This window comes from Bacillus sp. GW823-FHT06A11, from assembly GCF_058795355.1.
The window spans coordinates 507,952-520,827 of the sequence record NZ_JBXAHS010000003.1; the positions used below are offsets into that span (position 1 = coordinate 507,952).

At 34.8% G+C, this 12,876-nt stretch carries 10 protein-coding genes and 3 pseudogenes; 5 read left to right on the forward strand and 8 right to left on the reverse strand.

Annotated elements, in window-relative coordinates; all coding sequences use genetic code 11:
• Nucleotides 1-186: 186 nt before the first annotated feature.
• Nucleotides 187-678: a nitroreductase gene (locus AC1Q8L_RS16815; protein ID WP_140337055.1), complete on the reverse strand. Its 492-nt coding sequence runs from the start codon at nucleotides 676-678 to the stop codon at nucleotides 187-189.
• A 97-nt stretch (nucleotides 679-775) separates the two neighbouring features.
• On the opposite strand from AC1Q8L_RS16815, the pseudogene AC1Q8L_RS16820 reads away from it, so the two are divergent.
• Nucleotides 776-928: pseudogene (locus tag AC1Q8L_RS16820) on the forward strand (GNAT family N-acetyltransferase); the annotation flags it as partial.
• 155 nt (nucleotides 929-1,083) lie between these two features.
• Nucleotides 1,084-2,421: an FAD-binding oxidoreductase gene (locus AC1Q8L_RS16825; protein WP_086387460.1), complete on the forward strand. Its 1,338-nt coding sequence runs from the start codon at nucleotides 1,084-1,086 to the stop codon at nucleotides 2,419-2,421.
• A gap of 110 nt (nucleotides 2,422-2,531) precedes the next feature.
• On the opposite strand, the gene AC1Q8L_RS16830 is transcribed toward AC1Q8L_RS16825, so the two are convergent.
• Both AC1Q8L_RS16830 and AC1Q8L_RS16835 read right to left on the reverse strand, forming a co-directional pair.
• Nucleotides 2,532-3,530 carry a hypothetical protein gene (locus AC1Q8L_RS16830; RefSeq protein ID WP_098311851.1) on the reverse strand — a complete coding sequence of 333 codons (999 nt, stop codon included), beginning with the start codon at nucleotides 3,528-3,530 and terminating at the stop codon, nucleotides 2,532-2,534.
• Nucleotides 3,520-4,098 carry a sigma-70 family RNA polymerase sigma factor gene (locus tag AC1Q8L_RS16835; protein WP_025117866.1) on the reverse strand — a complete coding sequence of 193 codons (579 nt, stop codon included), beginning with the start codon at nucleotides 4,096-4,098 and terminating at the stop codon, nucleotides 3,520-3,522. The genes AC1Q8L_RS16830 and AC1Q8L_RS16835 overlap by 11 nt, the downstream gene beginning before the upstream one ends.
• A gap of 131 nt (nucleotides 4,099-4,229) precedes the next feature.
• Here AC1Q8L_RS16835 and AC1Q8L_RS16840 point away from each other — a divergent pair.
• Both AC1Q8L_RS16840 and AC1Q8L_RS16845 read left to right on the forward strand, forming a co-directional pair.
• Nucleotides 4,230-4,687, forward strand: a pseudogene (locus tag AC1Q8L_RS16840) (hypothetical protein).
• A 121-nt stretch (nucleotides 4,688-4,808) separates the two neighbouring features.
• Complete coding sequence (locus AC1Q8L_RS16845) at nucleotides 4,809-5,159, forward strand: short-chain dehydrogenase (RefSeq protein WP_140337054.1); 351 nt, start codon at nucleotides 4,809-4,811, stop codon at nucleotides 5,157-5,159.
• A gap of 133 nt (nucleotides 5,160-5,292) precedes the next feature.
• Here AC1Q8L_RS16845 and AC1Q8L_RS16850 read toward each other — a convergent pair.
• Nucleotides 5,293-6,339: pseudogene (locus AC1Q8L_RS16850) on the reverse strand (DUF2332 domain-containing protein).
• 380 nt (nucleotides 6,340-6,719) lie between these two features.
• Between AC1Q8L_RS16850 and AC1Q8L_RS16855 the strand changes: the two are divergent.
• Entirely contained in the window at nucleotides 6,720-8,222 is a 1,503-nt protein-coding gene (locus AC1Q8L_RS16855) for a malate:quinone oxidoreductase (RefSeq protein ID WP_000069138.1), read from the forward strand.
• A gap of 47 nt (nucleotides 8,223-8,269) precedes the next feature.
• Here the strand turns inward: AC1Q8L_RS16855 and lsrB are convergent, their stop codons facing one another.
• The 4 genes from lsrB to AC1Q8L_RS16875 are packed head-to-tail and all read right to left on the reverse strand — an operon-like array spanning nucleotide 8,270 to nucleotide 12,727.
• The gene (lsrB, locus tag AC1Q8L_RS16860) at nucleotides 8,270-9,313 is read right to left on the reverse strand and encodes an autoinducer 2 ABC transporter substrate-binding protein LsrB (protein ID WP_000823651.1); all 1,044 of its coding nucleotides are present in this window, start codon (nucleotides 9,311-9,313) and stop codon (nucleotides 8,270-8,272) included.
• Complete coding sequence (locus AC1Q8L_RS16865; protein WP_000878499.1) at nucleotides 9,310-10,299, reverse strand: ABC transporter permease; 990 nt, start codon at nucleotides 10,297-10,299, stop codon at nucleotides 9,310-9,312. Before AC1Q8L_RS16865 ends, lsrB begins: the two co-directional genes overlap by 4 nt.
• Nucleotides 10,296-11,249 (reverse strand): ABC transporter permease subunit, encoded by a 954-nt coding sequence (locus tag AC1Q8L_RS16870; RefSeq protein WP_086387458.1) that lies wholly within the window; start codon nucleotides 11,247-11,249, stop codon nucleotides 10,296-10,298. Before AC1Q8L_RS16870 ends, AC1Q8L_RS16865 begins: the two co-directional genes overlap by 4 nt.
• The gene (locus tag AC1Q8L_RS16875; protein ID WP_140337053.1) at nucleotides 11,246-12,727 is read right to left on the reverse strand and encodes a sugar ABC transporter ATP-binding protein; all 1,482 of its coding nucleotides are present in this window, start codon (nucleotides 12,725-12,727) and stop codon (nucleotides 11,246-11,248) included. Before AC1Q8L_RS16875 ends, AC1Q8L_RS16870 begins: the two co-directional genes overlap by 4 nt.
• Nucleotides 12,728-12,876 lie beyond the last annotated feature (149 nt).

Here is a 12,876-nt window from a genome sequence, read left to right on the forward strand (position 1 = left end):
TTTATCAAATGTCTCTGTAAAATTGTATAATTTTACATAATATCAAAACATTTGCAACAGTATATTAATACGGCTTAATATACTGTTATTAAAACTCCTCACTTCAATACTAACAAATTCTTATTTCTAATTCTATATATTATAAATCTCCTTATCTTTTATAAAAGCCTCATGCCCTTCTTCACACTAAATAGTTGTTGCAATTCCCACCAAAAATAAACTTACGATTGCTAAAATTTGAGTAGCGACTATAGCCCCTCTTAAATGAAACTTATAATCTTTATATCCTTTCATACCTGCCGTACTAGGAATCACAACAAACCTTGGAGTAATCCAGCAAAAAATTAGCCAATCAATTATAAGTAAATCTACTAAATTGAAAATCATTAAAATACCAAAAGTGTGTAAATAAGCATCCATATACATTAATTTTTCATGCTTATGTAATATATATGTAGAAACGAAAGGACAACCGAAAAGAATAGCATTGTATACAATATTAAAGTAAATGGTTTGCTTTTTTTCATGAATCGATTTTGGAAAAACTACTTTTTGAATATCTTTCGGATAATCAGTTAATGAAAGTCGAGGATTATAATATAAGGACCCTAAAATCATTACGGATAGTACAATAGACATGATGACACCAACGTACATCATTTGCTCAAATTGATTCATATGCTTCATTCACCCTTTTCTGTAATTACTATGTTAATCATTCACTTAATTACACATTGTATGTACGTACATAATCAAAAATTAACATCTAGCTTTAATAGTGAAGCAAACAGATGCAAACGTACTAAAAGCAATGATCAATCCAAATAATATCCCTTCTCGCAAAATTTTACTAAGCGTAGGTTTTACATCGGAGAAAGTTTGTGAGATTGATGGATTACCTGGGGAAATTTTGAGCACATACATATAATTACAAAAAGGCAGTGCTACTTATGTAGCACTGCCTTTTTCTTTATTGGAATAATACTTTTCCTTTATTCATTTACTTATAAAGTATTGTCAGTTCTTCTTTATGTTCTGTATTTCCACATTATAAATATTTCACGTCAAGGAGAGATGACTGAAATAAATAATCAAAAAATTGAACTTACTGGTCGTATCGTTACACCTAATGATCCTGATTATAATTCAGCGCGTGAAGAATTCAATACATTCTTCAACAAATTTCCGTTAATCATTATTTTTGCTCAAAATACGCAGGATGTAGTAAACGCTGTTCGCTGGTCAAGGCTACATAACGTTCCTATACGCATGCGCTCTGGACGTCATAATTATGAGGCATTATCCGTCAGTAATGCTGGTCTTGTAATTGATGTAAGTGAAATGAAGCAATTAGAAATAGATCACAATAATGGAACTGTAACTATCGGGACTGGATGGAGAAATATTTCTTTAATTGAAACACTTGCAGCTGAAGGATTAGTTGTGCCGAGTGGTGTTTGTCCTACTCCCGGGATTGCAGGTGTTACTTTAGGTGGCGGACATAGTATTCTCTCTCGTCCGTTTGGATTAACTCTCGATCATTTACTTGAATTAGAAATGGTAGACGCGAATGGTTGTATAATACGCGCTAACGCCAAGTGTAACTTCGATCTCTATTGGGCTTCGCGCGGTGCTGGTGGTGGTAACTTTGGAATATGTACTTCGTTTAAGTTTCGAACACATAAAATTAATACGGTAGGATTTGCAGAAATAAGCTGGGGGATATCAGATTTAAAACCTGTATTAACCTCTTGGCAAGAATATACGCTACCTTGCGCTAATAAACGACTTACAACTACTCTTTTTATGTCTGCAGGATTAGAACCATCATTATTAATGCAAGGTGTATTTCTCGGTTCTGTACAAGAATTGCAGTCGCTACTACAGCCATTACTAGAAGCCGGTTCACCACTGCAAGTAACTATCGAAGAAATACCATGGGCAGAAGCAGCAGCGAAAATAGCTGAGAAGCAACCTGCAACACCTTTACCATTTAAAAGTGTTGGTCCATATGTATATGAACTATTACCAGAAGAAGGACTATCCATTATCGATCACTTTATTAATAATGCACCTCCCTTTTCCACCACCTCCGTATTTTTCCACGGATTAGGCGGTGCTGTTGCTGAGGTGCCAAATGAGGCGACTGCTTACTTTTACCGAAAAGCACTATCAAACATGTCAATATTCGCTACTTGGGGGCAACCAGAAGGTGCTGGTGGAAGTATTCGATGGGTTGAAGATTTCCGTTTGGCAATGCTCCCCTTTACAAAAGGTGTCTACGTTAATACGCCTGACCTTTCCATTAAAAATTGGCCAGATGCATACTTCAGTTGCAACTTTGACCGATTAATGGAAGTAAAAGCGAAATATGATCCGAAAAATGTCTTTAACTTTCCGCAAAGTATTCCGCTTTTTTAAACTATATACTCCACCTAATCTATCTAAATGCAAAACATCCATTTAAAAAAATGGATGTTTTGTAAAAGTAAATTTACATAATATAATTATCGATCACTTATACCAAATAACTATTCAATCACCGAAAGTAAAACTTTCTCAAGCTCTTTTTTAGACAACATACTATCATTTATATACACTTGATATGCATTTCTTCCTTCCCTTGCTGGCACAACTATTTTCATAGCCCGTACATGCGATTCTTTATACTCACCGAATGTAACGTTATAGCCATTTAATTTATATTTCTTTATATCTCCAGTAAAATTAGGTCCTCTTTCAGATGGTTTATCAAATGGTCTATCAATAAAGTAATCTTTATATTCTTCTTCAACAATTTCTAATTGATGAATTGTAAAACCTAATTCTGCATCTGAAGTATGTGGCTGTTTTTTTACATTTTGATTTTCATATCTCATCGTAATAAGCGGCATAGGTTTTCCAAGTGTTGCTTCGGCTTTTACCTCTTCCAATACTAATTGATGTCCAACTGGAATATACGTTGGATGCTTAACCGGAAAACCAGTTATTTGTTCAGATTGTTCAAATGTATAGGTAAAATGTTGATTTATTATTTCTTCATATGTATTTAATTGTTCCATTACTTCTCTATCTCTCTTTTCTTCATCATCATTTAGACGATTTGTAGCTGTATATTGTCTCTCACCATTCTCTACGACACTTACTTTCTTATAAAAATGGTACGTTTCCTGTAATAAAGCTACATACTTTTCAAAGTCTTCTTCTGTAAATATACTTTTAGCAATTTCTATACGTTCCATTACTAAATTATAACCATCCTCAGTCATTCCCGTATCTTGTCTTGCTTTTTCTGGTGTCCCTACAATTTTATGCATTATTGTTGTACCTGCAAAAGTACCAGTCGGGATTAAAATAGCCGCAGCAACAAATCCAAGTAATAACTTTTTCTTCATAGAAGCCTTCTTTTTCATTTTCAACTGTTGGTATTTATAAAAAGAGTTTTGCACTTTATTATCTAAATTTGGAGACGGATCTAGACTCTCTGCTTTTCTTTTTAGTTCATTCGTTACATATCTTTCAAAATCCATTTACTTCTTCCTCCCTTTCGTTTGGCATTTGTTCCATTTCCATTCTTAATCGTTTTAGTGCTGTGTGTAGTCGAGATTTCACTGTACCAATAGGGATTTGAAGAAGTGCAGCAATTTCATCCAATCTATATTCATGGAAGTAACGCATAATAACTACTTCACGATGTTTATAAGATAAATTTTGTACAACTTCTACTAATTCACTTCGTGTTTCTTTATGTAAAATAGCTTCATCCATTATGTAAGACCGATCTTGTTCATACATTTTCTTCTTTTCAAAGATTCGAAATCGTCGCCACGATTTACGACGCCAATCCTGTACTTCCTTGACAACTAGTCCATGTAACCAAAAACGAAATGAACGATTCATATCATAGTTTGTTATGGACTTCCACATGTTGATGTACACTTCATTAACTATATCGTCTACATCTTGGTTTTGACTTCCTACTAAAAATACTACTGTTCTATAAATATCTTTACATGTATATTCATAAATAATCTGAAAGGCTTCTTGGTCCCCAGACTCCATTTTATATAGCCATTCTTTTAATTGTACTTCATCCAAAGTTTCGTTCCCCTCTCGTAATCTTTCACACTATATTCGCTCGTTTTTCACAAAAGGTTCATTTTACATGAAAATTTATTTATTACAATAAAAATATAAGGTATATTTTTAAGAAAAGGAGGATTTCAAGAATGAATCAAGAGGATAAAATTCACGCTGAAAAAGTCCTAAAAAATCTATTCATCGGATTACAATTTGGTATTTCTCCAGCCGCTATAAAGATTCATTTCACAAACTTTCACGACTCAGTTGATTATGACGGACAATTATATATCAATATCGAATCCAAATGGTGTTTATTTAATAAACTTCAAAAAAGATACCCATTAAATGAAGATGAATTTGAAGTTTATTCTGAGGAAGAAGAATATTTAAGATAAGAAAACAAAAAGTTACCGATATACGACTCGGCTTAGAAAGCCCTCATTTAATTATTACATTAGAGAGTGGACAAATTATTTTTGTAAATGGTTTTCATGATTATTATGAATGTTGGCAACCTGGTGTTCTATGTGAGCAATGGCTTGTAGTCGCTGCACCTGGGAATGAAATCGCCACTTGGGCTCCCGATGAGTTTATCGATAAATAAACTGTCTTCACGAAGAAGAACCGAAGATATTTTATGAACTACATAACTATTTCTATTACACTTAAACGAATGACCATTTTACTTTAATAGAACTCACTTTATTAAAGCTGAAAGGATGATAATGATGGCATGTGTCCATGATTTTGGAATAATTGACGATTTTACTTCTCAAAAAAATTACGAAGATTATACACCAGAGAAATATCATTGTATTTCTATTGATGATGATATTATCAGTAGCTTAAATCGAAATTTATCAATTATGAAAACCTACTTTCATACAGTCAAAAATCAGGAATACGGTTTAGCTTATTACGGTATTACAATTATCCCGCCTGAATCATTAGCAATATTCTATGAAACAGTTACATCTTCAAAGTTCTTCAAAAATTCTGATGAGCTGATTGAGTTAGCTTCAAAAATTGAACAAGCTACAGCAGAACAGAAGTACATGATCCATTATGGGGTTTAAATGTAATACAAAAAATGCTTAGGATTTCTACGAAGCATTTTTTGTATGTTACTAATAAATTTATTCCTTAACCATTTAGTCCATGATTGAGCCTATGGCCCCACCTTTTACAAGTGAGGGCGCCCCTATTAATCTAAATAGGCGTCTCATTTCCAATCTTCCAGCTAAACCATTTCCCATGCCCTTCTGTTTCTCCAACCGTTTCACGATATTCGTTTCCGTTAATATAATAATCAATATGAAGGTCACGATCCCACATGTTGTTATACAGGTGGAATACATCACGTTTTGCGCCGATTTCTTGTATTTGTTTTTCTAATTTATGTTTAACTTGTTCTGGTATTTGATTTGCGACGTGTGTATGGAAAATACAAATAACAGCTTCTTCACTTATTTGTTCAATAATAGATGATAATAGCTCTACACCGTCTCCTTCTATTAATTGGACAGATTCATTTTTCACTAAAGATGCAGCTTGATCAAACATCTCAAGCCTTTCTTTATGTTCTGGCCAAATTAAAGCACGTAACCATAAATAATCTTCCTCATTATGTAAATCATTCACATGTAAGTCCAGTCCGATTCTTTCTACGACAGATGGGCTTTCTTTTAGAAAATGCGGTACATTCTCCCCTCTTATTTCAGAAGTTACATGCACATTTGAATTTATATTTCCGTACATTTCATCCGTCCCGTACGAATAACGATATTAGTCCCAGAACAGTTGCAACCCAGAACTTGTCCCAATTTCAATTAACGCTAACGGCTTCTTCACTTTGTTAAATATGTAGCAGAAACTTGGGTATAAGTATGCGCACCGTCTTACTTCATTTGTTTGAACGAGTTTCGTTTGTAACAAAGTAATGATTTCTTCTCGGTACTCTTTACAGAAATCTTTAAAATGATTAAAAGCTTTATCTAAATTTGTATCAGCATTTTCAACTAAACTACTATAATACGTTTTTAAATGATGTTCTTTCCCTGCTAGCAATAAATAATGTACTGCACCTAATAGTAAGTTTGGGACTGGTTGACCTACCTGAGCATAGGACGATAGTGTAAGTACTTCCTCATCTTCAGCAATTTTCATTGATAAATATTCATATAAATCACTTGACCCTTTACATTCCTTTATTGAAAAGTTTCGAAATAAGTTTGAAATTTGTTCTTTTGTACACATTAGAGTCCCTCCTTTTTATTTTTCGGAATAATCTTACCATTACAGAAAGAATAATCCTATAAAAAGGTACTCGATTTAGTCACTTAAGGATACGTAAGCTTTTTCGAGATAATTTCAAACTGTAATTTTTTTCCATTTACCACCTTAAAAGAGCTTGTTAAATAAGATTTTTAGCGAATAAAACGTTAAATAGTTTAAAATTATCAGATAACACTAGATATTTTAGTCTATTAATTATTATAATAGAGTATGAGATGGTTATATAATTGAGACAAAAAAGGTATACACCTAGGTGGGGCCTAGGCGGTGTTTCTCTTTTACGGCTTAGACATAGAAAACACCTACACTTTTTTGCCAATATAGGGGATGGAGAGATTATCATGAGCAACATGCAGCAAAAAACAGACGTTATCTTAATTGGTGCAGGAATTATGAGTGCAACGTTAGGCTCATTACTAAAAGAATTAGCACCAGAATGGGAAATTAAAGTTTTTGAAAAACTCGCAAGTGCCGGGGAAGAAAGCTCTAACGAATGGAATAATGCAGGTACAGGGCATTCTGCGCTATGCGAACTGAACTATACTTCCGAAAAAGCTGACGGATCTATAGATATTAGTAAGGCTGTAAAAGTGAATGAGCAATTCCAGCTTTCAAGACAATTTTGGGCATATCTTGTAAAGAGCAAATTAATTCGTAATCCACAAGATTTTATTATGCCACTACCTCATATGAGTTTAGTACAAGGGGAAAAAAATGTTGAGTTTCTAAAAAACCGTTTTGAAGCGCTTTCAAAAAATCCACTGTTTCAAGGAATGGAATTTTCTGATGCTCCTGAAACATTAAAAAAATGGCTTCCACTCATTATGGAAGGCCGCACATCTAATGAACCGATGGCGGCAACGAAGATTGACTCTGGAACAGATGTTAACTTCGGTGCATTAACACGTATGTTGTTTGATTACTTAAAAACAAAAAATGTCGAGCTAAACTACAAGCATAGTGTCGAAAATATTAAGCGCACGAAAAATGGTTTGTGGGAAGTAAAAGTACACGATATGAATAGTGGTAAAATTGAGCATCATACTGCTAAATTCGTCTTTATTGGCGGCGGTGGCGGTAGTCTACCTCTACTTCAAAAGACTGGTATCCCTGAATCAAAGCATATCGGTGGCTTCCCAGTAAGTGGACTATTTATGGTATGTAAAAACCAAAAAGTTGTAGAGCAGCATCATGCGAAAGTGTACGGTAAAGCTAAAGTTGGCGCTCCGCCAATGTCTGTACCTCATCTAGATACGAGATATATAGACAATAAAAAAGCTTTACTGTTTGGACCATTCGCAGGCTTCTCACCTAAATTCTTAAAAACTGGCTCAAATCTTGACTTAATCGGTTCTGTAAAACCGAATAATGTCTTAACGATGTTAGCCGCTGGTGTAAAAGAAATGGGACTTACAAAATACTTAATTCAGCAAGTTATGTTATCACATGAAAAACGTATGGAAGAATTACGCGAATTCATTCCGAACGCGAAAAGTGAAGATTGGGATATTGTAGTTGCTGGACAACGTGTACAAGTAATTAAAGATACTGATGCTGGCGGTAAAGGAACACTTCAATTTGGTACAGAAGTAGTAAGTGCAGCTGACGGCTCAATCGCCGCATTACTAGGCGCATCACCAGGTGCTTCTACTGCTGTTCACGTCATGCTTGAAGTATTAGAAAAATGTTTCCCAAGCCGCATGGTAGAATGGGAAGAAAAAATAAAAGAAATGATTCCTTCATACGGCATTTCACTAACTGAAAATCCAAGATTGTTCCAAGATCTTCACACTTCGACTGGTCGTACACTTGGATTAAACGAAAAAGAAACTGTTCATAATTAATGAAGAAATAAAAAAACGTCCGATATATTTGGACGTTTTTTTGTCTACTAAAAATTATACTTATCAATATTATCTTTCGTAAATACAACTCGTTCTGGCAATACGATAATTCCGTTTCCTTCTGCCTCATAATCATATCCTTGAATGGAGTTTGGCTCTACTTTCACTTTTCCGATTCCTTTTACTTCAAAGCTATCCCCTACTTTTAACTTCTTTCCTTTTACAACAATTTCATTTGCTACATAAGTTGCCAACGCACCTTGCTGTTTGACATCCCATAAACCAAATTGTGCTACTGTTCCTCGTTTTACGTAATCACGCATAACGTTTGGTGTAGAGAAGCCAGTTACGACAACCTTTTTATCCATTTTTAAATTTTCAGCTGCTTGTGCCATTGCCGGAAGTGCCGTTGCATCTGGACAAATGACTGCATTAATATCAGGATACGTTTTTAAAATATTCTCTCCTACTGACAAAGACTTTTGCGCATTATTTTCACCATACTGCGTCGTTACAATTTCCCAGTTCGGATATTTCTTTTTAATAATTTCTTTCGCTTTCGTTACCCATTGGTTTTGATCCGTTACTGTTGGACTAGAATAAAAGAACGCTACTTTCCCTTTATCTCCAATTTGCTTGGAAGTCATTTCAATTAATAAGTTAGCAAGTTGGTCTGGTGTCCCTTGACTTATATAAAAAGAACGGTCTTTCGGATTCACATCAGAATCCCACGTTAAGACAGTCATTCCTTTTTTCTTAGCACGTTGCAATGATTGCGATAAACCATCAACTGATGTAGAGGAAACCATAAGTGCATCATAATTTTGGTTAATAAAATTATTTATATACTTTACTTGCCCTGATACACTCGCTTCAGACGGCCCATCATATTTCACTTGTACGCCTAGCTTATCTCCCATCTCCTTTGCTCCTTCACCGCCCGATGTAAAGAAGCCAACTCCAGTTAATTTCGGGATAAATGCAAATTTCACATCATCCGCTTTTTTCTTATCTGCCGTTTGACTGGAACAAGCGATTAAACCTATTAAACAAATACATACAATCAATACAATCCCTAGTTTTCTCTTCATGACATTTCCCCCTTATGCAAATTCTTTCTTTTCTCCGGTATGAATTGATGTAATTTGAAATGTCTCATAATAACTGAAAGAATTAGAATCATACCAATTACTACGTTGGATTGTTCATTTGTTAAACCCGTCATTTGCAAACCATACTGCATGAGCCCAATAAAAATACTCGCTAGTACAGTACCGAAAATACTTCCTTTTCCGCCTGTAATAAGTGTCCCGCCTAATACGACTGCTGTAATGATTGGTAAAATTGTTTCATTTCCCATATCAGCACGTGCGGAACCAAAATATGCGGTTAAGAAAGCACCTCCTAATCCACCTCCTAACCCAGAAAGTATGTAAGCGATAATGACTACTTTTTTCGTTTTAATCCCGGTGTATTTTGCTGTATTTTCGTTCGCACCTGTTAATTTTACATGGCGCCCGTATATAGTTCGGTGAAATAATACAGTATATAAAACTGTTAATACGATCAGTAGCCATAATAAATTCGGTATTCCTATAAAACTACCGTTTGCCAGTTGTACAAATGTGTCAGGTAAACCGCTTATTCCTTCATACCCAGAAGCACCTGCTCCTCCTGAAATGACGAGTGCAATTCCTCCATATAAAAACATCGTTCCGAGTGTAACGACGAGTGGTTCTACATCTGTCATTTTTATAATGAGTCCGTTTAAAGCGCCTGCTAAACAACTAATTATTAGGGCGATTATGACAGCAAACAAAATAGGTATTCCGTTCATCCAAAGTACACCAATCAAGATCGAAGTGAGCCCCATTATTGATCCGACCGATACATCAATTCCTCCTGTTACAATAACGAAAGTCATTGGTATCGCCGCAATTGCGATAAATAGGAAATCATTTGTACTAAAAAGGAGATTACTAATATTTAAGAAATCACTATTTATAAAACTAAAAAGGATGAATTCTATAAGAAGTAATACAATTAGAACCCCTTCCCATCTATATACATACTTCATAGATTCATCCTCCTTTCTGCCTTCCACTTTTTCATAACACTATCTAATATGATGATAAGTAATAATAAAAAACCTGAAATAGCATTATTCCAAAATGCTGGTATTTTTAAAAAGACGAGTGAGCTACTTATTGTTTCTAAAAATAACGCTCCTAATGCAGCTCCAAATAAAGATCCTGTTCCTCCTTTTAAATGAATTCCTCCTAGTACAGCGGCTGCGATTACTTGTAATTCTAATCCTGTACCTGTTTGATTTGGGACGAACCCGATATTCATAACAAATATGCAACCAGCGAGCGCAGCGCTTATGCCTGAAATCATAAACGCATATATCTTCACTTTATTAACAGGTATACCAATAAGCCTCGCGCCATCTTCATTATCACCTATCGCATAAAAGTATCTTCCCAATGGCACTTTTCTTAAAAAGAAGTATAGTAGTAGTAAAATAATAAAAACGAACCATACAGTTATAGGTAAACCAAGAATGATGATAGATGACAGCTGCTTAAAATCGTTTGGAATATCTTCAATCCACTTCCCGCCTGTGAAAATTAACATTGCACCTCTAATAATTCCTAACATGCCTAATGTCATAATAATGGCTGGTACCCGAAACTTCGCAACTCCAATACCATTTACGAAACCGATAATGGCCCCAAGTATAATAGCTACAAATATCGACAAGAATGCACTATCCCCATTCGTTAACATCATTCCGCAAACTGCTGCACTTAACCCCATGCTTGAACCAACTGATACATCTATATTTTTCGTAAATAAGACGAACGATTGACCGATTGCTAGCACGACTAAAATAACGCTTGATTTCATCAGTAAAGATAACGAGTTAAATTGAATAAAACTAGGGTTTATCATCCCTACAATAGCTATATAAATTAGTAGTAACATTATGATAGACGTTTCGTGCATTTTATACATACGTTTCATTCCGTTACACCTCCGTATGCAAGGCGTGTAACTTCATTCACACTCAGTTGTTCTTTTTCCATATGAGAAACAAATCGCCCATTTCTCATTACATATACACGGTTTACTAATTGGACAATTTCTTCAACATCTGAAGAGATTAATAAAATTGCGAGTCCTTCCCTTTTCATTTTTTTTATCGTCTCATACACTTCAAGCCTTGCTTTCGCATCAATTCCGCGAGTCGGCTCATCAAGAATAATAATTTTAGGATTACATGCAAGATACTTCGCAAGCACGACCTTCTGCTGATTACCTCCTGATAAAGATGCCAGTTCTTTATTCATATTCTGTACAACAATTCGGAACTGTTCTATAAACGAATTAACTAAAGCGCTTTCTTTTTCTTGATTTATAAAAAAGCGATTATTTTGATATAAACTTGCTGCTGCAATATTTTCTTTAACAGAAGCAATTGAGAAAATTCCATTCCTCGCCCTATCCTCTGGCACATAAACTAGTCCTTCGTCTAGCCTTTTATGCAAAGAACACGTATCAATTGATTTTCCACCCAATAAGATAGACCCTGATTTTATAGTTTTCAATCCAAATATCGCTTCTGCTAATTCCGTTCTGCCAGATCCTATAATGCCAGCAACACCTACAACCTCACCCGCATGTACAGTGAATGATATATTTTCGAATCCGTGACCATTTATATCAACCACTTCTAATATTTTTTTCGTCTTTGCTGTCTCTTGAACTACTTCTATTTTCTCTTTCTGTTTATATCCTTTTGGCAATAGTCCTTCCATCAGCATGTCATATGTATAGTCACATACATCACCTTGGCTTACAACCATTCCATCACGTAGTATTGCTACTTTGTTTGCAATTTCAAAGATTTCTGGAAAACGATGCGTAATATAAATCATCCCAATTCCTTTTTCTTGCAAGCTTTTCATCAGCACAAAAAGACTCTTAATTTCATGAGTTGTTAATGTCGATGTTGGCTCATCTAAAATAAGAATCTCAGCGTCTCGTATTAATCCTCTAATGATTTCTACTAACTGTTGCTGCGCAATGGATAACGATCCTCCCTGTTCATTAAGGTCAATATCCCAACTTAAACTGTTAATTAATTGCTGAACTTTTACTTTTAGTTTCTTTCTATTCCCCTCTAATCCAATACATATATTTTCTTCAATGGTCATATGAGGAAAAATGAGCGGTTCTTGTGGTATTAAATAAATCCCTTCTTGGTGTGCTTCTTTTGGATTTGCAAACTGCTGTCTCTTTCCTTTCACATACATTTCTCCACTATCATACGAATATAACCCCGTTAATATTTTCATTAATGTCGATTTCCCGGCGCCATTTCCACCAACTAAAGCGTATATATCACCATGCTCTACTTGTAAGTTCACTTCCTTTAGCACAAGTTGATTCGAAAACGCCTTACTCATTTTCTTCACTTGTAATAAGGGCACATTCTCCACATGATGTCACCTGCCTTTACCCAGAACATTTTTTGAGAAAATGATTATTTGTTCTACTTGTTTTGTAGCATTGTATATTCCTTTTTTCATATCTAGAACACTTTTTTCAATGTACTATTAATCGTTTCAACTGGAATAAACAAAATATG